We start from the raw sequence: 20,445 nt of genomic DNA on the forward strand, positions 1-20,445 counted from the left end.
TCAGCCGGCGGCGCCGCGCATGTCGCGGCGCCCGATCCGGATCGCCCGCAGACGCCGGCGCAAGCGCCCGAGCAGGCCGAGGAACGGCCGCTCGAGCCAGCGTTCCGCGGCATAGGCGATGGCGACCATCAGCAGCAGGCTCCCGGCGACGAGACAGACAAGCGCCAGCGCATGCTGGTTCGCGCGCAGATACGCTTCCGCCACGACCGTATCGATCAATGGAACATGGATCAGGTAGAGCGGGAACGAGACCGCACCGAGAAAGCGCCCGGCCCGGCCGGAGAGCCAGGTGACGAGCAGGCCGGACCGCAGGCAGCCATAGACGACGAGCATCGCCCCGAGCGGATAGAGCAACCCACCCTTTTTCTCCGGATTCAAGGCCTCGGGCAGCCAGTCGAGACCGAGCTGGCGCGCCGCATCGCCGCTCTGCGAGCCGATCAGGAGGCCGAGGAGCAGCGCGGAGATCGGCAGGGCCGACGGCAGCCGCCTTGCCGCCCAGGCCTCGCGCAGGACGATGCCGAGCGGGAAGCAGACATAGTCATAGCGCCGCAGAGCGATGAAGATCACGGCGCCGCCGAGCGCCACTGCCAGCCTGGAGCGGGGCCTTGTGAAAGCGCAGACGGCGAAGCAGAGGATCGAGCCGAGCAGCTCGGGCCGCATCGTCCACAGGACGTTGTTGAAGAACGAGCCGCCGGTGAGGAAGATCCCGGCCATGCCGTTGTAGATCGCGGCCGCCGGATTGGGGATCGGTCCCTGATAGGTCCAGCCGAGCCAGGGGCTGCCGGTGAGCGCAGCGAGGTCCGTGGCAGAGGTCGGAAACAGGCTCAGCAGCGACCAGGCCGCGAGCGTGCTGGCGGTTGCCGGGATCGCCAGCCGCAAATAGCGGATGACGACGTCGATCCAGATCGGATCGGATTTGCGCAGCGTCGCGTTGGTCACGACGAAGCCGCTCAGCACGAAGAAGACCGAGACCGCGAAGGTCCCGTTCCAGAGCACGGCGAAGGGCGTATAGGCGACCCAATGCGCGCCTGGCTGCTGTTCCGGTACGAGCCATGGCGTCAGGGCCGACATCAGGTGGAAGATCACGACCGCGACCGCCGCGACGCCGCGAAGCCCGTCGAGATGGTCGAGTCTCTCGCTCACCAGCCTTCCCCGGTCCTGGAAGCGCCGATCCGCGGCCGCCACCAGCGATCGGAGAGATCGAGGCGCCCGGCGCCGATGGCGAGCCGCATCCCGCAGGCGAGAAGGCCGAACCCGTAAAGCAGAGCGCCAAGCGCCGCGATCGCGATCAGCTCCGCCAGGGCCGGCAGGTGCCATGCGGCGATAGCGCCGCGCAAGCCGAGCACCCCGGCCGTCATGACCGCGCCGGCGACGGCGATCTTCCAGAGATTGGCCAGTTGCTCGGCGATGCCGACCATCAGCAGGTTGCGGAGCCAACGCAGGAAGAAGACCGCCATGATCCCTGCCGCGATCACGCGGCCAGCCGCCATGCCGACGGCGCCCCATTGCAGGAAGCCGACGAGGACGGCAGGGGCACGAACGGCAAGGTCGTAGAGATTGAGCCGGAAGATGACCTCGGGGCGGCCGAGCGCCAGGCTCAGCGAATACAGCGTCTGGAAATAGGGCGTCGCCATCACCGAAAGCGAGAGCAGGCTGAGCAGCCAGTCGGCGCCATGCCATTTCGGGCCGAGCAGGACCTCGACGATCAAGTCCGAGGTCAGGGCGATCCCCAGGCTGCACGGCACCGAAACCAGCATGCTGAAGCGCGCCGCCTTGAGGAAAGCGAGCCGCAGCCGCTGATCTTCTTCCTTTATCCGGGCGAAGGCGGCCATGATCGGCTGCAGCGCCGGCCCGATCAGGCTCTGGGTCGGCATCACCGAAAGATCGGCCGCGACCGCATAGCGCCCGAGCACCTCCTTGCTGCCGCCGAGCCCGAGCAGGATGCGATCGAACTGCCAGTTCACCGCCGAGACCAGCTGCGCGCAGGTGAACCAGCCGACGAAGCCGGCGAAATCCGGCAGGCGGGCCAGCGACAGAGCCGGACGGTAGGGGGCGAGGCGATAGGAGATGGCGCAGCCGAAGATCGGAGCGGCGACGAAATTGACGACGAGTGCCCAGTAGCCGCCGCCGAGCAGCAGCGTCGCGATGGCCAGGCAGAAGGCCGCGAGCTTGCCGCCGGTCTCCAGCAGGAAATTGCGCAGGAAGCCGAGCTCGCGGATGAACAGGACGAGGCCGGGGCTGGCGAGGCCGCGCGCGATCGGCGCGAAGGCGAGCGCGAGGATCACCGGCACGAGCTGCGGATCGCCGTTGAGCCAGGAGAACGGCCAGGCGACGGCGAGCAGCAACAGCCCGATTGCGAGACCGCGCAGGGCGCCGAGAGTGAAGCCGGTATCGAGATGGGTCTTGTCGACCTGCGGCAGGCGGACCAGCGCCTGCGTCACCGGGATCTCGAGCACCATGTCGACGATCGCGACGCAGGACATGGCGAGCGCCGTCAGGCCGAAATCGGCCGGCGTCAGCATCCGCGCCATGATCAGCAGCGTGAAGAAATCGATGAACCGGCCGAGGAAGCGCGAGGCGACCAGCCAGCCGGCGCCCTGGAGGGCTTTCATCGCCAGCATGGCAATCCGTCCCTGCGATCCGTCGGCGCGTGCGGGCGCGAGGCTCGCGCGGTCGCAGCCCTCATCGCCTGGGCCACATCGCCGCGCATCAGCGACGGAAACCGGCTGAGAGCCCACGCAGGGCGTAGGCGGCCTCGAGCGCCGTGAGCAGCGGCAGGCGCGCGTGCGGGAAGGCGCGCGCGATCGCGCCTTCCCGCCAGAGCTGGCTGCGGATCGACGCGAGGCGGGACAGCGCGCTGCCGGACAATGCCTCGGCGTCCCCGACGATGTCGGGCCGACCGAAATCGATGGAGCGCCGGCCGATCGCCAGCGCTGACAGATCGGCCTCGACCGGGCGGGTGACGGCCTGCCTCAGCCGTGGCCAGGCACGGGCCACATCGGCCATGATCGCCGCTCCGCTGGCGACGTCGTCGATGTAAGCGAGCGCACCCGCCAGCAGCGGGTTGCCGATGCTCGGGTCGACGGCGCCGAAGGCGATGTCGCCGGCATTGCAGGAGACCTTGCCGTTCTCGTCTTCCTTGAAGGAGCGCACCGAGGGGATCGCCGGCTCGAACAGGCTTTCGATCAGCTGCCAATAGCGCAGCACCGTCGAGCGGATCGCGAGGGGGCTGTAGCGGTTGCGTTCGACGGCGAGGCCGACGACGCGCGGGAAGTGGTCCTCGCTGAAGCCCTTGTAGTTGCAGCGCGCCAGCTGGATGGTCTCGAAGCTCAGATCGGGCAGGCCGGCGGCGAGCAGGCGCTGCGTGCTGCCGTAGAGCCCCGTATCGCACAGGACGACCCGCCTCGCGCCGGCGCTGGCAGCGGAAAGATGGCGCCGGAAGAGCGTGTTCTGCCGCTCGATGTCGGCAAGGATGTCTTCGCCCGCCGGCCGCTGGAGCATGGCGAAGAAGCGATCGGGCGCGAACGGCTCGTTCCATGGCTGGGGCAGGTCGTAGCGCCTGCCGCCCAGGGTGGCTGCGACGTCGGAGAAGCTGCTGCCGGGGAATTCGCGGCCGAGCTCGTCGAGTGCCGCTCCGCTGCGGGCCATGATGGCGGTCCTGGCCGCGACCAGCCGCGACACCATCAGGTTCTCGCGCGGCACCGCAAGCGGCAGGTTCAGGCGTTCGGCGAGACGCTCGAACGCCGCCCGGATGCCCAGGCCTCCGCGCGCGCAGAACAGCAGGGCCGTGTCGCCGCGCTTGCCCGCTTCGTCGGCGTAAAGCCAGATCGCCAGGCAGAACTCGGCCACGATCGGCCCGAGCACCTCGCGCCCGAAGCCTTGGGGATCTTTGGCCTGCTCCGCCGGCATGCGTCCATGCGCCCGGCTTCGGCTGAGGAGGCGGCCAAGCTCGCTCGCGGCGCCGTGCAGGCGGGACAGGCGGCGGCGCAGCCTGGGGCGCGGGAGATGGAGCGTGCGCAGGCCGAGTTCCGACGGGACGATGTGGTCGGCGAGCCGGTCGTCGCCGACATGCAAGGCTTGACGGGCATCGATCCCTTCCGCGGCGAGGACCGCATGAAAGAGATCGCCGCGCCGCTTGGTCAGGCCGAGATCGGCACTGGAATAGATCCTGTCGAGCAGGCCGGGGCCGTGGAGATGCGTGACCAGCGCATCGAGCGTCGTGGTCGGCAGTCCTATGTCGCTGATCGCGACGACGCGCCGGCCTTCGCCGCGGCAGCGGCGCAGCAGCGCCGCTAGCGCATGGTTCGGCCGCAGCGACTCCTTTTCGACCGCGAACTCGATCGCGAGACGCGTCTCGCAGAGTGTCTCCACCCGGGGGCCTGGCAGTCCGAGCATGACGAGCTGGCGTCGGATGACGTCTCGCAGCGCGACCTCGCCGTCCTGCATGGCCATGTCGAGCGCCCGATAGGCGAGGCGCTGCGCCTCCAGGCGCGCCTCGACCAGTGCGCCCTCCGCAAGCTGCAGGCCCTGTTCGGCCAGCTTGCGGGCGAAGCGGCGCTCGCCGGCGATGATGCGGGCCCGCTCGGAGCGGAGGGTGCGCAGCAGCAAGGTGTCGAACAGGTCGGTCGAGACCAGCTCGACCCCGTCCAGCAGCGCCGCCTCGTTCGGATGTGGCCAGCCCGGCATCATACGCTCCGTGCTCAGACGCAAAGATCGGGATCGCCGTTACAACGACGGCGGCATGCGCAAACGCATGCCTTACGCAGATGAAAGCAGGGACCGTGCCAGTCCTGGCCGGGCGCTCCGTCGAATCTTCGGCCGGTTTGCTCATTCGAATCGCAATCGCCGCGCGAATGAGCAGGAAAAGAATGGCTGTGATGACGAGTCTTGCTTTCAGCTGATCTTGCCGGGGACTAGCCTCGTTTCATGTCCGGTCGATGAGGTTCGGGATGGAAGAGACGGTCCAGCGGATCGACGATGCCGTCAGCATGGCCGCCCAGCATTGCGATGCGATCGTCCTCGGCGCGGGCGTATCCGGTCTCGTCTCGGCCTCGGTGCTGGCCGAGCAGGGCTGCAGGCGGATCGTCGTCATCGACGAATACGCGCATCTCGGGGGGAACCATATCGACTGGTCGTCCGGCGACTACACCTTCGACATCGGCAGCCTGATCTTCCAGGACGACTCGCCGCTTCTGCAGCATTTCCCGGAGCTGCTGCCGCTCTACGTGCCGATCCAGCCGCGCTGGGCGAGGCTGAACCCGCAAGGGCTGATCACCGCCTACCCGATCTCGGTGAAGGACGACATCCTGCGCGCCGGGCCGGTGGAGACCGCCCGGATCCTGGCATCGGCGGCCTATGCCCGCCTGTTCAAGCGGCGCATGCGCAACGCCCGCGAATTTGCCCGCCACTGGATCGGGGCCAGGCTGCTGCAGCGCTCGGGCCTCGATGCCTACATGACCCGGTTCTACGGCATCGCTTCCGACCGGATCAGCATCGAACTGGCCCGCAAGCGGATGCAATGGATCAGCGAGCACGCCTCGCTGCGCACCGTCCTCGGCCGCCTGCGCCGGACGAAGCCGGCAGCCCCGACCAACCGCCAATTGGCGCGGCCGCGCGAAGGCTTCGCCACGCTCTATGCCGCCGCAGCCGCATCGCTCAGCGCGCGAGCCGCCAGCTTCCTCCTGGGCGCGAAGATCGACCGGATCGAGAAACTCGGCAATCGCTTCGTCCTCTTTCGCGAGGGACAGGCGATCGTCGCCGACCGCATCGTTTCGACCATCCCGATCCCGCGCTTGCAGGCGCTCTGCAACCTGCCGGTCTCGCAGGAGCTGGAGACGATCACGCTGCTGGCGCTCTATTTCAGCTTCCACGGCAAACGCGGCTTCGACGAGGAGATCATCTACAATTTCTCCTATGACGGGGCCTGGAAGCGCCTGACGATGTATTCCGATTTCTATGGTCGCGCGCAAGGACGCGAATATTTCGGCGTCGAGGTGATCGCCAACCATGTCGGCAAGTCGATCGCCCGGGGCGAGGCGGATTTTCGGGCCCATGTCGCGGCGAATGGGCTCTTCCGCGGCGACCTCAGGCTCGAAGGCAGCCAGTTCCTCGACAACGCCTATCCAATCTATCGCAACGGCGCCGAAGAGAGCGCCGCCGAAGCGGTCAAGGCACTGAAGGCCTTCGGCATCGAATCCTTCGGGCGCCAGGGCGGTTTCAACTACCAGCCGACGGCGCGGGTCTCGACGATCGAGGCCGAAGCGGCCCTGCGTGACGCCGCCTCGATTCCGGCACGGTAAATGCAAGACAGGTTGCGCCCAGCGGCGTAGAGGCGCGAGCGCAGGCGAGTTGGCGGTCCGAGCATCATGATGGGCCCATGCGTATTCTGCACCTGCTGAATCACACGACGCAGTCGAACGGCCATGTCCACGCCGCCGTCGATCTGGCCTGCGAGCAGAGCCGGCTCGGCCATGTCGTCGCCGTCGCCAGCGGAGGCGGCGATTTCGATCGGTTGCTCGTCGGGAACGGCGTCAAACTCTTCAGGATCGACCATCGCCGAAAGGCCACGACGCTCCTGGGGTCAGCCTGGGCGCTGCGCCAGGTGGTCGGCAGCTTCGGCGCCGACGTCCTCCACGCCCATATGATGACGAGCGCGGTGCTGGCTTGGCCGGTGTGCAAACTCGCCGGCATCCCGCTGGTCACGACGGTTCACAACGAGTTCGAGAAGAGCGCCATTCTGATGGGCCTCGGCACGCGGGTCATCGCGGTCAGCACCGCGGTCGGCGCCTCGATGCGCCGGCGCGGCGTCCCGGCCCGCAAGCTCCGCGTCATCCTCAACGGCACCATCGGTTCGGCCCGCTTCGCGAACCGTGAGACCACGCCGGTGGCGCTGGCGTCACCGAGCCTTCTGTTCGTCGGCGGCCTGCATCCCCGCAAGGGCTTGGTCGATCTCTTCACCGCCTTTGATCTGGTTCACCGCCAGCACCCGCAGGCGCGCCTGCACATCGTCGGCGACGGGCCTTTCGCCCAGACGTATCGCGAGATGGTCGCCGGCCTGTCATGCCGTGAGGCCGTGCGCTTCGAAGGCAGCAAGGCCGACCCCTTTCCCTGGATGCGCGGCGCCGACATCTTCGTGCTGCCCTCCCATGCCGACCCTGCGCCGCTCGTCCTGCCAGAGGCGCGGGAGGCGGGCTGCGCCGTCGTCGCGACCCGTGTCGACGGCATTCCCGAACTGCTCGAAGGCGGCGAGGCCGGCGTGCTCGTCCCGCCCCGCGACCCCGATGCGCTTGCCGCCGCTTTGTCCGGATTGCTCGCGGAGCCCGATGCGATCAGCCATTGGCGGCGGCGGAGCCAGTACCGGGTCGACCATCTCAGGATCGCGCGCGTCGCCCGCGAGACGCTCGATCTCTACGACGAGGCGGCCCTGCAGCTGGGCCGCAAGGTCGGATCGGTTCTGCCCCATACGGGGTGAACAGGTCGCAGTCCCTGACACCAGATGGAGATGAGCGATGCCGATCACGCCATCCCGCCGGGCGCTGCTGCGCGCGGCAGCGGCCTTCGCGACAGCGGCGAGCGCGCGCCCGACATCGGCGAGGGCACAGCAGGATGCGGGAGACCCGACGCTCGGCCGCAGCCTCGTCTTCGACGAATCCTTCGCGACGATCGATCCGGCGATCTGGCAGGCCGGTCCGAAGGCGACGACCCATGAGCCCGGCTTCTACGGCCGCGCGGCCTTCAGCCGCCGCGGCGGCGAGGAGGGCTTCGACCCCTACGCCATCGTCGCTGACCCGCTGGCCTCGGGCGGTCACGCCCTCGAGATATCGGCCCGCTATCTCGGCCGGCAGATGAACGTGCCCGCCTATTACGGCAATGCCCTCCCGGAGTTTCAGTGGATCTCCGGCAATCTCCAGACTGCGCGCCGGGACGGCACGATCCTGAGAGGCTGGCGCAACGGCTATTTCGAGGCGCGGATGCGGTTCCCGGCCCATCCGCTCAGCTTCCCTGCCTTCTGGCTGATGAATGGCCGCAGCATCCTGTTTCCCAAGACCAGCGTCGAGATCGACATCGTCGAGCACAAGGGCTGGGAGCATCGTCTCTACGGCGCATATCTGCATGAATGGGGGCAACCGGGCGAGCGTCACGAAGGTATCGGCGTTCCCACGGAGGTCGACCTGACCAGCGGCTATTTCCGTTATGGCGGGCTGATCGAGGGCGATCGCTGCGTGCTCTATTTCGAGCGCAGGCCGATCCGCGATCCGAAGACCGGCCGCGCGATCGACTGGCGCATCGGCCGCGCCGGCGAACTCGATGCGCAGAACGACGTCTTCTGGCCCCTGATCACGCTCGCCTTGCGGTCCGACGTGCCCTTTCCGCAACCGCTCAGACCGGAGGACCGTGAGGCGCGGCTAAGGGTCGATTATGTCCGGGTCTACGGCAGCTAGCCGGAAACCCGGATTGTCGGTTGGCGTCGGCTGGCTATGGCTATGCCCCGGAGCAAAAATTACTCTCACGCCGTCCTCGGAAAGGGCGTCCACATCCAAAAGACTGAGTATTTGAAGGCCTTTTCCATCCTGCCCGCGATAATTTGGCGCCAATCCTGATATTCGACAGATAGGGCGCTCCTTTCATGGGTATTTCCGGCCTGCTGCGTTGGCCCGCTTTGGCTATTGCGGCTGCATTGAGCTTCTCCAGCCTTCAGGCATCCTCTGCTGAAACGCTGACCATCGCGCAGGGCAACGATATCCTGTCGCTCGACCCGGCAAACCATGGAAACAACAGCACCGAATCGGCGCTGGTGAACATCTACGACTATCTGGTCGACAAGGATTTCAGCCAGGGTCAGCTGCGCTTCACGCCGCGCCTTGCGGTGTCCTGGAGCACCGAAGACAATATCCACTGGACGTTCAAGCTGCGCGACGACGTCTACTGGCACAACGGCGACAAGTTCACGGCGCAGGACGTGAAGTTCACGATCGAGCGGTCCCAGCAGGACAGGAAGCTGATCAGCTCGGCCAAGTTCCGCCGCATCAAGACGGTCGAGGCACCGGACGAGACCACGCTCAGGATCGAAACCGATGGGCCGGACACGCTGCTGCTCCATGCCTTCGTCGGCAACGGAGCCGGCATCCTGCCCAAGGCGGCGTTCGAGAAAGCCGGCGGGCGCGAAGAGTTCTTCAAGCAACCGGTCGGCACTGGCCCCTATGTCTTCAAGCGCTGGGTCAAGTCTGATCGTCTCGTCCTGGCGAAGAATCCGCGCTGGTGGGGCGGCACGCCGAAATGGGACGACGTCGTCATCCGCTCGATCCCCGAGACGACGACGCGCGTCGCCGAGCTCCTGACCGGCGGCGTCGACATCGCCGTCAACATCCCGCCGGAGGACATCGCGCGCCTGAACGACAACAAGGGTACGCGCGCCATCACCTTCGACATCGCGCGCAACCTTGCCCTGCATGTCCGCACCGGCAAGGACCGCGTCACCGGCGATCCGCGGATTCGCGAGGCGATCGACCTCGCGATCGACCGCGACGCGATCGTCAAGCAGGTTCTGGAAGGGCATGGCGCGCCGACGCGCGGCTTCTTCCCGCCGGCGATCCCCGGCTTCGCGCCAGAGCTCAGTCGCGCGATCCGCTTCGACCCCGAGCGGGCAAAGGCCCTGCTGCGCGAGGCCGGCTTCAGCGACAGCAAGCGGCCCGCGCTCAAGATCAGCACGCCGAGCGGCCGCTATGTGAAGGATCGCGAGATCGTCGAGGCCGTGGCCGGCTACCTGGAGGATGTCGGCTTCCGCGCGCAGGTCGAGGTGCTCGACTGGACCGTCTACAACAACAAGTTGGTCGGGGACGGTTTCGGCGAGATCTATCTCTGGGGCATGGGCTCCTACACGGACGCCTCGACCCTGTTCGTCGACAATTTCAAGCGTCACTACGAGTGGTCGGACCCGGCCTTCGACGCGCTTGCTGCTTCCGTCCGCCAGGCGAAGAGCGAGGCCGAGCGCATCGCGATCTCGCAGAAGGGCCAGGAGATCGTCGCCGAGCAGCGCGTGCGCATCGGCCTGCTCTTCCCGCAATCGATCTACGGCGTCAGCGACCGCGTCGTTTATAACGGGCGCTTCGACGAGATGATCGCGGCCGAGGACGTCTCACGTCCATGAACGGTCGCTCTCCCCTGCGCGCGCTGCTGCAGTTCCTGCCGGTTCTCTACATCGTCTCGGTGATCGTCTTCGTCCTGGTCTACCTGACGGGGGACCCGTCCGCCCTGCTGATCCCGGAGGATGCCAGCGAGGAGGATAGGCTCGCGCTCGTCGCGGCATGGGGGCTCGATCAGCCCTGGTACGTCCAGTACCTGCGCTATATGGGCAATATCCTGACCGGGGATTTCGGCGTGTCCTATCGCTACGGGACGGATGCGCTGCCGGTCGTGCTCGAACGGATTCCGGCGACGCTCCAGCTCACGGCCGGCGGCCTCGTCGTCGCGATCCTGATCGCGCTGCCGACCGGAATTTTCGCCGCGCTCAGGCGCAACAGCCTGCCTGATTTCGCGATTTCGGCGGTGACCGTGCTGGGCAAGGCCATGCCGAATTTCTGGGTCGGGATCATGCTGATCCTGGTCTTCGGCGTGTGGCTGCGGCTGGTTCCCGTCTCGGGCAGCGGCGGCTTCTCCCATCTCATCCTGCCGGCGATCACGCTGGGTACCGGCTTCGCCGCGGAACTGACCAAGCTCATCCGCTCCAGCCTGCTCGAAGTCATGGGGCAGGACTATGTCCGCACCGCCCGCGCCAAGGGCCTATCCGAGACGCGCGTGGTGCTGCGCCACGGCCTGAGAAACGCCCTGATCCCGGCGGTGACGATGACCTCCCTGCATGCCATCGCGCTGCTCGGCGGCGCGCTCGTCACCGAGACCGTGTTCTCCTGGCCGGGCCTCGGCCAGCTCGTGGTGCAGGCGATCTATACGAAGGACATGGCGGTCATCCAGATCGCGGTCTTCGTCATCACCATCATGGCCCTGACGATCAACCTCGCGACCGATGCCCTCTACCGGCTGATCGATCCGCGCCTTGCTCGATAGGCCCAGCAGCATCGCATGTCCGAAATCTCGCTCATCAGCAGCCCTCCGCCGCAGCGCCGCCGCTTGCTGCCTTCGCTCCTGCGCAACAAGGCAGGCCTCGCCGGCATCGTCATCGTCGCCCTGATCGTCTTCACGGCGCTGGCTGCCGACCAGCTCGCACCGCTCGATCCGCTCCGGCGCAACCTGTCGCTGAAGTTGCTGCCTCCCGCCTGGCTGGAAGGCGGAAACCCGCGCTACTTGCTGGGCACCGACAGCCAGGGGCGCGATCTGCTGAGCCGCATCATCTTCGGGGCGCGGACATCGCTCTCGGTCGGCCTTGCGGCCGTCGCCCTGTCCAGCCTGATCGGGCTGGCGCTCGGCCTGCTCGCCGGCATGGCGGGAGGCCGGGTCGACCTGCTGATCATGCGCGTGATCGACGCCATGCTGGCGATCCCGACCATGCTGTTCATGCTGGTCGTCGCCCTTGTCGCCGGCTCCGGCCTGCTGCCGCTCGTCGTCGTCATCGCTGCGACCAACTGGGTCGGCTGCGCCCGGATCGTGCGGGCCGACGTGCTCGGCATCAAGGAGATGGACTATGTCGCGGCTGCGCGAGCCAGCGGCGCAGGCCCGCTCGCTCTCATCCTGCGGCATATCCTGCCGAACATCCTGTCCTCCTTCGTCGTGGTGTCCACCCTGAATGTCGGCACCGTCATCCTCGCCGAATCCTCGCTGAGCTTCCTCGGCTTCGGTATCCAGCCGCCGGAGATTTCATGGGGCCAGATGCTCAGCGAAGGCCGGCAATACCTCGCCACAAGCTGGTGGGTTGCGACCTTCCCCGGCATCGCGATCACGCTGACCGTACTCGGCGTCATCCTGCTCGGTGACTGGCTGCGCGACCACCTCGATCCGCGACTGGCGTAAACCCTTTACGCCGCGCCCCACTCCCTTCAGGACAGACCCGATGTCGGCCGTTTCACAGACGCAGAAGTCCCGGACAATCCATCTGGGGCTGTTCCACCAACCACTCGGCCGCCATCCCGCCGCCTGGCGGCAGGAGGCCGCGCAAGGTCATCCGGAAGATATCGACTGGGTCATCCGCATCGCGCGGAAGGCCGAGGAAGGACTGTTCGACATGTTCTTCATGGCCGACAACCTCGCCGGCCCAGAGCCCGGCGCGCAGGGCAAGGCCGGCGGGCTGGAGCCGGTGACGCTGCTCTCGGCGCTGGCGGTCGCGACCTCGAAGATCGGGCTCGTCGGCACGATCTCGACCAGCTTCTCCGAGCCGTACAATGTCGCGCGTGCCCTGGCCTCGCTCGACCATATCAGCCGTGGCCGGGCGGGCTGGAACGTGGTCACCACGCAATCCGACCGCGCTGCGGAAAATTTCAGCCTGAGCGCCCTGCCCGATCATGCCGCTCGCTATGCCCGCGCCGACGAGTTCGTCCGGGTCGTGCGCGGCTTGTGGGATAGCTGGGCCGACGACGCACTCGTCATGGACAAGCGATCCGGCAGATTCCTCGATACGGACCGTGTTCGCCTGCTCGACCACAAGGGCGAGCATTTCTCCGTCCGGGGGCCGCTCAACGTCTCCCGGCCGCCGCAGGGCCATCCCGTGATCGTGCAGGCAGGCTCCTCGCGCGACGGCATCGGGCTTGCCGCGACGCAGGCCGATCTCGCCTTCACCGCACAGGACACGATCGAGGATTCGCTCGCCTATCGCGCCGCGCTCAAGGAGGCGGCCGAGGCCGGCGGCCGCTCCGGCTATCTCAAGGTGCTGCCCGGCATCATGCCGATCGTGGGTCGGACCGACGTCGAGGCGCGCGAGAAATTCGCGGCGCTGCAGGAGCATACCGATATCGCAGCCGGCATCCGGCAGCTCTCGGGCCGCTGGGGCTACGATCTCTCGACCCATCCGCTCGACGGGCCGGTGCCGGAGCCTGGCGAGCGCATCCATGGCGAAAGCCGGGTGCGGCTGCTGCTCAACAAGGCGCGCGCCGAGAACTACACGCTGGGCGAGCTTGCCGCACTCGCCATCGCCTCCCATGGCCACCGCATCATCATCGGCTCTCCGGAGACGATCGCCGACGACCTGCAATTCTGGTTCGAACAGGGCGCGGCCGACGGCTTCAACCTGATCCCCGCCTCGATGCCGGACGGGCTCGACGATTTCGTCGACCGCGTGATCCCCGTCCTCCAGGATCGTGGCCTGTTCCGCCGGAGCTATGCCGAGACCACCCTGCGCGAGCGCTTTGGCCTCGGCATTCCGCGGCTCGGGGCTTTCGCGAGCTGAGCACCAGGCGGCGCCGGCACTGAATTGGAAGCCGCCTATACGGCCTTGGCGACCGGCTGCCAGGCCTCGGGAAGAGCGAGGTTTCCACGCAGGGTGGGCGCGGCATAGTCCTGCCGGAAGACCTTGCGCTCCTGCAGGATCGGGATGACCTTCTCGACGAACTCGTCGAAGCCGCCGGGCGTGAGATGCGGCGCGAAGACGAAACCGTCCGCCGCATCCGACTGGATATAGCGATCGATCTCCTCGGCGACCTGTGCGGGCGTCCCGACGAACTGCTTGCGTCCGGTCACCTTGATGATGAGCTCGCGGATGCTGAGCTTTTCGCGCTCGGCCAGTTCGCGCCAGGCGCGCGCGGTTTCCAGGCGGTTGTCGTAGCGGGCGGCGCGCCCCTGGGCGAGCTGCTCGACGGCGACATCGGGATCGACCTCCGGCAGCGGGCCGTCCGGGTCGTAGGCCGTGAGATCGCGGTTCCAGACGTGCTCGAGAAAGACGATGGCGTTCTTCGGGCTGACCTGCTGCAGGCGGATGGCCCTCTGCTTTTCCAGCGCGTCTTCAAGCGTCTCGCCCAGGACGAAATTGGCTCCCGGGAGGATTTTCAGGGCATCGCGGCTGCGTCCGTATTTGGCAAGACGCTGCTTCACATCGGCATAGAAGGCCTGTCCCTCCTCAAGGGTCCCATGCCGCGAATAGATCAGGTCGGCATGGCTGGCGGCGAGTTCCCTGCCCTCCTCGGAATCGCCGGCCTGCGCGATGACGGGGGTCCCTTGCGGCAGTGGGCCGGCACCGGTGCGGCCTGCGATGTCGAAATAGGGAGAGCGGACATGGAAATCGCCGCCCTGCCAGATCGAGCGCGCGGTTTCGAGGAAGTCCCGCGCGCGCTCGTAGCGTTCGCGGAACGGCAGATGATCGCCGCGGCGGAAATTGGCTCCGGTGAAGGCACCGGGCGACGTCACCACGTTCCAGCCGGCCCTCCCGCCGGACAGGATATCGAGCGTCGCGAGCTGGCGTGCCAGCGGGTAAGGCTCGTTGAACGTCGTCGTCAGCGTCCCGATCAAACCAACATGGTTGGTGATCGAAGCCAATGCCGTGAGGATAGCCAGGGTGTTCGGGCGGCCGACGACATCCAGCTCGTGGAAGCGCCCCTTCTGCTCCCGGACTCTCAGGCCTTCGGCCAGGAAGATGAAGTCGAACTTGCCGCGCTCGACGGTCTCGGCGAAGTGCCGGAAGGACGAGAATGCGATCTGGCTGCCGGCGGCCGGATCGCTCCAGACCGTGAAATTGTTCACGCCCGGAAACTGCGCCCCGAGGATGATCTGCTTCTTGGACATGATATTCCTCCGAGCTCAGGCGGCCGCGGCGTAGCGATTGCGGGCGGCGGGCAGACCGAAGCGACTGCGCAGATCTCCCCCCGAGGGCTGTGCGACGAGCCCCGCGGTGCGAAGAGCAGGCACAAGCGTGTCGACAACAGGCGCGATCTGCCGGTGCGGGTCGGTCAAGATCAGGCGGACGCCGTGGGCTCCCTGAGTCTCGGAGGTCTTGGCGGCAGCGATCAGGTCGGCGACATCAGCCACATCGGGCTTCACATGCAGATCGGCGATGACCTTCGGCCCCGTGCCGGGGCCATCGACCCTCAGCTTCGCCGCCGTTCCGGGAAGGTCGCCCTCCGCCGGCACGAAAACCACGTCGGCAGCGCGGGCAAGCGCCAGATCCGCTTCCGCCGTCCAGCTGGTCGCGACCAAAGGCTGGCCCTGAGGAGGTCTTGGCGTGATGGAGGGCCCCAGCACGCGGAAATCGGCGCCCTGGAAGTCGATATAGTGAAGCTTCTCGCCATCGACATAGCGCTGGCTCACGACGTCGCGGATGACCGCATCATCCTCCCAACTGTCCCAGAGCCGCCTCACCACCTCGGCCGCAGCGAGCGCATCGCGGTCGAGAGACGGCGGATCGACCGCCGGAAAGCCCTTCAGCGCGCCGATGGCACGGCCGGCGTCAAGGCTCCGCTGCTGGTCGAGGCGCTGGGCCAGGAGGCCAGCCCTGCCCCCGCTGACATAGTCCAGGGTGGCGATGGCGGTCGAGACATGGAAGGGCTCGAGGACGTTGAGGGGCGCGCCGGCGATGATGCCGATGTCGCGGCTGCGCGGCGCGAGCCAATTGGCCAGAAGGATCGCATCGAGCCCGTCCCGGCCGGGATCGGCGAAGCGATCTTCCAGGGTCAGGAATTCGGCCGCGCCGTCGAGCCGGCCGATCAGGCCACCCCAGAAGCCGCGCCAGTCGGGATCGTCTCCATGGGAACCGGCATGCAGCCCAAAGCCTACTAGGAAAGTCGATTTCTGCGTCATCGTTCGATCCGATCGGGTCAGTGCTCAGGCGGCCGAGGCCAGATAGCTCGCCAGCCGGGCGGAGACCTTCGCCTCCTGCTCGGCCTTGATCGCAGCGACGCGCTTGGTGGCGTCCTCCAGTGACGCAGCCGGCGCGAAGACCGGATAGGTGCCGACCTGCCCCGCCTTTGCCCCGATATGTTTCTCGAACGGCAAGGAGCGGTAGAGGGTGGGATCGACGCTCGTGTCGAAGAGCGGCCGATAGCCCAGGGCGAGGTACAAGGCCGACGCTTCGGGCTGGCGGAAACCGGTGGTCAGATAAGCCCGGGTATAGCCCAGCTCGGCCGCCGCCTCTTCGAGTGCAAGCACGATTTGCCGGGCAAGCCCCTGTCGGCGCAGATCCGGGCGCGTCCAGATGCGCTTGAACTCCGCCGTCTCATCGTCGTGGCTCATGAATGCCCCGCCCGCGATCGTCTCCCTGTCGCGCTGCAAGAGCAGGAAGATGCCGAGCGGCGGCGTAAACGCTTCAGCCGGATAGCGCATGATCTCGGAGCGGGCCCCGCCGGGGCGGCTCGCCGCGCCGTAGCGCCCGTCATATTCCGAGATCAGCCCCTCAAGCAGCGGCTCCGCCGCCGGGTCGAGAGGCGAAGACCGCACAAAGACGTCAGCCATAACATTCTCCGAAATCGCAGCGGCTTGGCTTGCCCGCGACCGCTTGATCAAGCATTCTATTAATTCTATAGACTATTCGAACAATATTCTCTGTCAATGCCTGGCGAGGCCGAATGCCCTATCGACTGAGCTTCCTCGACAAGAGCCCCCTGCAGGCGAACGAGGCCGCCGCCGACGCGCTCGCACGGACGCTCTCGCTGGCAAAAGCGGCGGAAGAGCTCGGTTTCGCGCGGTTCTGGGTCGCCGAGCACCACAACGCGGCGAAGCTGGCGAGCTCGTCGCCCGAGGTGCTGATCAGCTTCCTGCTGGCGCACACCAGCCGCATCAGAATCGGCTCCGGCGGCGTGATGCTCCAGCACTACAGCGCCTATAAAGTCGCCGAGAACTTCAACCTGTTGGCGGCACTCGCGCCGGGGCGCGTGGATATCGGCATCGGCAAGGCGCCGGGCGGGATGCCGCTGTCGACCCATGCCCTGCAGGGAGCCTATGATCCCGCCCGCAAGCCGAGCTTCGACACGCAGCTCGTGGAGCTCGACGGCTTCCTGCGCGAGCACCATGACGGCAGCGACGCCGGCAATCGGCTCGCGGCCTTCCCGGCGCCGGCGCAGCCCCCGGACCGCTTCCTGCTCGGCGCCAGCATCGAGAGCGCGCGGCTCGCCGCCGGTCTCGGCTGGGGTTTCGTCTATCCCGGCCATATCCATGGCGACGAGGCCGCCATGGGTGAAGCCCTGTCGGCCTATCGTGCCGCCGGCGGCACCTCGGCGCTGCTCGCCTTGGGCGTCGTCACCGCCGAGACCGATGATCTGGCCCGCAGCCTCGCGCCCGATACGCGCCGCTTCCGCGTGGATATCGAGAACGGCCAGGGCGTCAACGTCACCAGCCGCGAGCAGGCCCTCGAATACATCCGGCAGACCGGTTCGCGCGAATACCGCATCGAGGAGCGCAGCTCGCTGCTCCTGCGCGGCACGCCGGCACGGATCCATGCCGAGCTCAAGCGGCTGCACCGGGCATTCGGAATCGACGAATTCATCGTCGACTGCCCCGTGAATGAAGGCGCGTGGCGCCTGAGAACGATCGAGCTTCTCGCGGCCGAGGCTCGCGCCTCGCTGGCCGCCTGAGCCGGCCAAAGGGGTTCGACATCATGATCACGCGAAGAACGCTTCTGGGCGGAGCTCCAGGCAGCCTCCGGCACGGCCCTGCCGTTCATCTCCCGCGATCTCGGCGTCATCCATCACCTGACCGACCGCGTGCTCGTGATGAAGGACGGACGCGTCGTGGAGACCGGCGCGGTCGAGACGGTCTTCGCCGCCCCCACGCATAGCTACACCCGCGCTCTGCTCGATGCCGTGCCCGCCCTGCCCTGAGCAGCGCTGGCTACCGCGTCGGATCGCCACCCTCCGTCGATCAACGATCAGGATAAGGACGCTGAGATGTCGCCACCCACCCGCCGCCGCCTCAAGACCCTGATGGGCGCCTCCAACGTCATCGCGGCATCGAACGATGCCGATCCGGCCACCGGGGCGAAGCGCGCCACCGCATTCGCCCGCAGAGCCGAAGCCGAGAAGATCACCGGCCTCTTCACCGCCGACCTGCTGCAGATCGATCCGGCCGGCCTCGCCGGCACCGCCGGGGTGCAGGATCCGTTGATCGCGCTCGCCGCACTGAGCCAGGTCACCTCGCATATCGGCCTCGTGGCGACGGTCTCGACGACGTTCCACCATCCCTACAATCTGGCGCGCCTGATCGGTACGCTCGACCATGCCAGCGGCGGCCGCGCCGCCTGGAATGCGGTCACCTCCTCGGTCGGCGAGGAGAATTTCGGCTTGGACCTGCTCAGCCCCGAGGAGCGCTATGCCCGTGCCGCGGAATTCATCGAGGTCGTGAACGCTCTGTATGATGCGAACGAGAGCGATGCGGTGACGCGCAAGGCTTCCGGCGGGCTTGCTCTCGACCCAGCCAAGTTCCATCGCGTCGATTATCGCGGCCGGCACTTCACCGTTCAGGGGCCGCTCAACGTGCCGCCGCTGCCGCAGGGCCGTCCCGTGCAATTTCAGGCCGGCCAGTCTGAAGCCGGCATCAATGTGGGCGCCCGCTATGCCGAGGTTGTCTACACGTCGCAGCCGAAGCTGGAGGGCGCGCTCGCCTTCGTGACCGAGCTGCGGCGGCGCGCCAAAGGCTTCGGGCGCGGCGACAACCTGCCCTTCGTGATGAACTCGTTCCATTCGGTGATCGGGGAATCCGATGCGGATGTCGCCCGGCGCCTGAAGGAGAAGCACGAGCGCATCGATTACGAGCTTGGGCGCCTCAAGCTCGCCGACATGCTGGGCGGCGACATCGATCTCTCGGGCCTGCCGCTCGACAAGCCCCTGCCCGACAGCCTGCTGCCCGAGGTCACCAGCACCAACCGGCGCCGCGGGCGCGTCGAGATCTTCAGTCGCTACGCGAAGCAGGGCCTGACGCTCCGTGAACTGATCATCGAGGCGCAGGAGACCGGGCACTGGTCCGTCGCGGGCACGCCGGAGCAATTGGTCGATGCGATCGAGGAGCGCTTCCGCGCCGGGGTGCTGGACGTCCTGACGCTCCACGGGCTCGGCAATCCCGACCAGGAGGACCTGCTCCTGAACGGCCTGCTGCCGGAGCTGCGCCGGCGCGGGCTCATCGACACCGACTATGTCGGAGACGATTTCCGCTCGAACCTGGAGCTGCCCGCCCTGACGCCGGCTGTCTCATTGGCCCGCAGCGCCTGAGTTCTTCGACGGAGCGGCTCCCCAGCCGCTCCGTCACCCCGGTGCCGAGATTGCTTTTCTCTGCACGCGGCCCCGAAGAGAACGTTCATATTGAAATTATGATAAAACTTGATAGGAAAACTATACATTCAACGCATGGGTGAATCCGGTGCTGACCAACAAGGGGAAATACGGCCTCAAGGCGATCGTGCATCTTGCCCGGCTCGAAGCTGGCGAGACCGCGCAGGTCGCCGACGTGGCGCAGCGGAACAACATTCCGAAGAAATTCCTCGACGCCATCCTGCTCGATCTGCGCAATGCCGGCATGCTGCGCAGCAAGAAGGGGCCGGGCGGCGGCTATGCCCTGGCCAAACCGGCGCGATCTATCAAAGTGGGTGCCGTGATCCGGGCCCTGGAAGGCCCGATCGCACCGATCGCTTGCGCCAGCCGCTCCGCCTTTCGAGCCTGCGAGGATTGCGGCGATATCGACACCTGTCCGGTGCGCTCGGTGATGAGCGACGTGCGCGATGCCATCGCGGGGATCGTCGACAATACGACGGTGGCAGATCTGGTCCAGCGCTCGATCGCGCACGCGTCGCTTCATGCGGATTACGCAATCTAATTATCTACTAATTATATAGACAATAAAACTGCCGCCGCCTAAAACGCGCCGGCGGCATCCGGAGCCGCACGAGGATGCGGTCACGAATGAATCAACAGTCTTCCCTTGCCGTGCGCGACATTCACGCTGACGCGTTCAAGGCGGTGATGAGAAACGTCGCGGGTGCCGTGAGCGTCATCACCGCGACCCATGCACAGCGCCGAGCGGGACTGACTGCGACCTCGCTGACGGCGCTTTCCGCGGATCCGCCGACCGTCATCGTCTGCGTCAACCGCAATGCCTCGGCCTGGCCGACGATCGAGGCTGCGGGCCACTTTGCGATCAACGTCCTCGCCGCCCGGCACCAGAGCATCGCGGATCGCTTCGCCGGGCGCGGCGGCTTCAAGGGCGAAGCACGCTTTGATGAAGGCGACTGGGCACATCTGGCGACCGGTGCACCGACGCTCGACGGCGCCCTTGCCGTGCTCGATTGCGAGACCGAGGAGGCGATCGAACGTCATTCGCACACGATCCTGATCGGCCGCATCAAGGCGATCCGGCACGCGCAGGACGAAGGCGCCCTGCTCTACTGGCGCGGCGTCTACGGCAAGCTGGACGAGAGCCTGCAATACGGTGCCGGCATCTAGATCGGCCGCTTCTGCAAGCGCGCGACATTCGAACCGGCGAGATAACCGTCCTTGAACCAGGGAGATGGCAGGCAACCGTCCTCTAAACCGGTCCAAATTTGCCAATCCGTTTCATTGACCGAACGCATCGGCCGGGTCGATGATCGACGCA

The 20,445-nt window shown here is 66.9% G+C and carries 18 protein-coding genes; 12 read left to right on the forward strand and 6 right to left on the reverse strand.

Annotated elements, in window-relative coordinates; translation table 11 throughout:
* The 3 genes from GGC47_RS00120 to GGC47_RS00130 form a co-directional block, all read right to left on the reverse strand.
* The gene (locus tag GGC47_RS00120) at positions 1 to 1,143 is read right to left on the reverse strand and encodes an acyltransferase family protein (protein WP_429066369.1); all 1,143 of its coding nucleotides are present in this window, start codon (positions 1,141 to 1,143) and stop codon (positions 1 to 3) included.
* Complete coding sequence (locus GGC47_RS00125; RefSeq protein ID WP_429066372.1) at positions 1,140 to 2,621, reverse strand: lipopolysaccharide biosynthesis protein; 1,482 nt, start codon at positions 2,619 to 2,621, stop codon at positions 1,140 to 1,142. Before GGC47_RS00125 ends, GGC47_RS00120 begins: the two co-directional genes overlap by 4 nt.
* 88 nt (positions 2,622 to 2,709) lie before the next feature.
* On the reverse strand, positions 2,710 to 4,686 hold the full coding sequence (locus tag GGC47_RS00130) for a hydrolase (protein ID WP_429066375.1): 1,977 nt from the start codon (positions 4,684 to 4,686) through the stop codon (positions 2,710 to 2,712).
* A 263-nt stretch (positions 4,687 to 4,949) separates the two neighbouring features.
* On the opposite strand from GGC47_RS00130, the gene GGC47_RS00135 reads away from it, so the two are divergent.
* From GGC47_RS00135 to GGC47_RS00165, 7 genes are all read left to right on the forward strand, one after another.
* Positions 4,950 to 6,299, forward strand: a complete 1,350-nt coding sequence (locus tag GGC47_RS00135) for an FAD-dependent oxidoreductase (protein WP_429066378.1) — start codon at positions 4,950 to 4,952, stop codon at positions 6,297 to 6,299.
* 77 nt (positions 6,300 to 6,376) lie between these two features.
* On the forward strand, positions 6,377 to 7,471 hold the full coding sequence (locus GGC47_RS00140; RefSeq protein WP_142020513.1) for a glycosyltransferase family 4 protein: 1,095 nt from the start codon (positions 6,377 to 6,379) through the stop codon (positions 7,469 to 7,471).
* A 37-nt stretch (positions 7,472 to 7,508) separates the two neighbouring features.
* Positions 7,509 to 8,441 (forward strand): LamG domain-containing protein, encoded by a 933-nt coding sequence (locus GGC47_RS00145; protein ID WP_113254974.1) that lies wholly within the window; start codon positions 7,509 to 7,511, stop codon positions 8,439 to 8,441.
* 185 nt (positions 8,442 to 8,626) lie between these two features.
* Complete coding sequence (locus GGC47_RS00150) at positions 8,627 to 10,147, forward strand: ABC transporter substrate-binding protein (RefSeq protein ID WP_142020512.1); 1,521 nt, start codon at positions 8,627 to 8,629, stop codon at positions 10,145 to 10,147.
* Positions 10,144 to 11,061, forward strand: coding sequence for an ABC transporter permease (locus GGC47_RS00155; RefSeq protein WP_133561518.1), 918 nt, complete (start codon positions 10,144 to 10,146; stop codon positions 11,059 to 11,061). Before GGC47_RS00150 ends, GGC47_RS00155 begins: the two co-directional genes overlap by 4 nt.
* Positions 11,062 to 11,076: 15 nt before the next feature.
* On the forward strand, positions 11,077 to 11,961 hold the full coding sequence (locus tag GGC47_RS00160) for an ABC transporter permease (RefSeq protein WP_142020511.1): 885 nt from the start codon (positions 11,077 to 11,079) through the stop codon (positions 11,959 to 11,961).
* A gap of 40 nt (positions 11,962 to 12,001) precedes the next feature.
* The gene (locus GGC47_RS00165) at positions 12,002 to 13,330 is read left to right on the forward strand and encodes an LLM class flavin-dependent oxidoreductase (protein WP_142020510.1); all 1,329 of its coding nucleotides are present in this window, start codon (positions 12,002 to 12,004) and stop codon (positions 13,328 to 13,330) included.
* A gap of 35 nt (positions 13,331 to 13,365) precedes the next feature.
* Here GGC47_RS00165 and GGC47_RS00170 read toward each other — a convergent pair whose 3' ends face one another.
* From GGC47_RS00170 to GGC47_RS00180, 3 genes are read right to left on the reverse strand one after another with little or no spacing between them, the layout of a single operon-like run.
* Positions 13,366 to 14,658: an LLM class flavin-dependent oxidoreductase gene (locus GGC47_RS00170; RefSeq protein WP_429066384.1), complete on the reverse strand. Its 1,293-nt coding sequence runs from the start codon at positions 14,656 to 14,658 to the stop codon at positions 13,366 to 13,368.
* A gap of 15 nt (positions 14,659 to 14,673) precedes the next feature.
* Entirely contained in the window at positions 14,674 to 15,669 is a 996-nt protein-coding gene (locus GGC47_RS00175) for an LLM class flavin-dependent oxidoreductase (protein ID WP_142020508.1), read from the reverse strand.
* A gap of 24 nt (positions 15,670 to 15,693) precedes the next feature.
* Positions 15,694 to 16,320 (reverse strand): GNAT family N-acetyltransferase, encoded by a 627-nt coding sequence (locus GGC47_RS00180; RefSeq protein ID WP_113254968.1) that lies wholly within the window; start codon positions 16,318 to 16,320, stop codon positions 15,694 to 15,696.
* A 113-nt stretch (positions 16,321 to 16,433) separates the two neighbouring features.
* On the opposite strand from GGC47_RS00180, the gene GGC47_RS00185 reads away from it, so the two are divergent.
* The 5 genes from GGC47_RS00185 (at position 16,434) to GGC47_RS00200 (ending at position 20,294) form a co-directional block, all read left to right on the forward strand.
* Positions 16,434 to 17,438, forward strand: coding sequence for an MsnO8 family LLM class oxidoreductase (locus GGC47_RS00185; protein ID WP_142020507.1), 1,005 nt, complete (start codon positions 16,434 to 16,436; stop codon positions 17,436 to 17,438).
* Between the two features lie 129 nt (positions 17,439 to 17,567).
* Positions 17,568 to 17,684, forward strand: coding sequence for an ABC transporter ATP-binding protein (locus tag GGC47_RS27565; protein ID WP_465247161.1), 117 nt, complete (start codon positions 17,568 to 17,570; stop codon positions 17,682 to 17,684).
* A 66-nt stretch (positions 17,685 to 17,750) separates the two neighbouring features.
* Positions 17,751 to 19,067: an NtaA/DmoA family FMN-dependent monooxygenase gene (locus tag GGC47_RS00190; protein WP_142020506.1), complete on the forward strand. Its 1,317-nt coding sequence runs from the start codon at positions 17,751 to 17,753 to the stop codon at positions 19,065 to 19,067.
* A 148-nt stretch (positions 19,068 to 19,215) separates the two neighbouring features.
* Positions 19,216 to 19,668: an RrF2 family transcriptional regulator gene (locus GGC47_RS00195; protein WP_142020505.1), complete on the forward strand. Its 453-nt coding sequence runs from the start codon at positions 19,216 to 19,218 to the stop codon at positions 19,666 to 19,668.
* Positions 19,669 to 19,754: 86 nt separating this feature from the next.
* The gene (locus tag GGC47_RS00200) at positions 19,755 to 20,294 is read left to right on the forward strand and encodes a flavin reductase family protein (RefSeq protein ID WP_133561532.1); all 540 of its coding nucleotides are present in this window, start codon (positions 19,755 to 19,757) and stop codon (positions 20,292 to 20,294) included.
* Positions 20,295 to 20,445 lie beyond the last annotated feature (151 nt).

The sequence above is a fragment of the Allobosea sp. OAE752 genome (assembly GCF_050433265.1).
Taxonomy (GTDB): domain Bacteria; phylum Pseudomonadota; class Alphaproteobacteria; order Rhizobiales; family Beijerinckiaceae; genus Allobosea; species Allobosea spartocytisi.

What these genes read in the sequence shown, in the direction of transcription:
- GGC47_RS00170 (WP_429066384.1), bottom strand. Translation starts at nt 14,658, where the DNA reads ATGTCCAAGAAGCAGATCATCCTCGGGGCGCAGTTTCCGGGCGTGAAC.
- GGC47_RS00200 (WP_133561532.1), top strand. Translation starts at nt 19,755, where the DNA reads ATGAATCAACAGTCTTCCCTTGCCGTGCGCGACATTCACGCTGACGCG.
- GGC47_RS00140 (WP_142020513.1), top strand. Translation starts at nt 6,377, where the DNA reads ATGCGTATTCTGCACCTGCTGAATCACACGACGCAGTCGAACGGCCAT.
- GGC47_RS00145 (WP_113254974.1), top strand. Translation starts at nt 7,509, where the DNA reads ATGCCGATCACGCCATCCCGCCGGGCGCTGCTGCGCGCGGCAGCGGCC.
- GGC47_RS00150 (WP_142020512.1), top strand. Translation starts at nt 8,627, where the DNA reads ATGGGTATTTCCGGCCTGCTGCGTTGGCCCGCTTTGGCTATTGCGGCT.
- GGC47_RS00190 (WP_142020506.1), top strand. Translation starts at nt 17,751, where the DNA reads ATGTCGCCACCCACCCGCCGCCGCCTCAAGACCCTGATGGGCGCCTCC.
- GGC47_RS00165 (WP_142020510.1), top strand. Translation starts at nt 12,002, where the DNA reads ATGTCGGCCGTTTCACAGACGCAGAAGTCCCGGACAATCCATCTGGGG.
- GGC47_RS00185 (WP_142020507.1), top strand. Translation starts at nt 16,434, where the DNA reads ATGCCCTATCGACTGAGCTTCCTCGACAAGAGCCCCCTGCAGGCGAAC.
- GGC47_RS00180 (WP_113254968.1), bottom strand. Translation starts at nt 16,320, where the DNA reads ATGGCTGACGTCTTTGTGCGGTCTTCGCCTCTCGACCCGGCGGCGGAG.
- GGC47_RS00130 (WP_429066375.1), bottom strand. Translation starts at nt 4,686, where the DNA reads ATGCCGGGCTGGCCACATCCGAACGAGGCGGCGCTGCTGGACGGGGTC.
- GGC47_RS00125 (WP_429066372.1), bottom strand. Translation starts at nt 2,621, where the DNA reads ATGCTGGCGATGAAAGCCCTCCAGGGCGCCGGCTGGCTGGTCGCCTCG.
- GGC47_RS00155 (WP_133561518.1), top strand. Translation starts at nt 10,144, where the DNA reads ATGAACGGTCGCTCTCCCCTGCGCGCGCTGCTGCAGTTCCTGCCGGTT.
- GGC47_RS00135 (WP_429066378.1), top strand. Translation starts at nt 4,950, where the DNA reads ATGGAAGAGACGGTCCAGCGGATCGACGATGCCGTCAGCATGGCCGCC.
- GGC47_RS00160 (WP_142020511.1), top strand. Translation starts at nt 11,077, where the DNA reads ATGTCCGAAATCTCGCTCATCAGCAGCCCTCCGCCGCAGCGCCGCCGC.
- GGC47_RS00175 (WP_142020508.1), bottom strand. Translation starts at nt 15,669, where the DNA reads ATGACGCAGAAATCGACTTTCCTAGTAGGCTTTGGGCTGCATGCCGGT.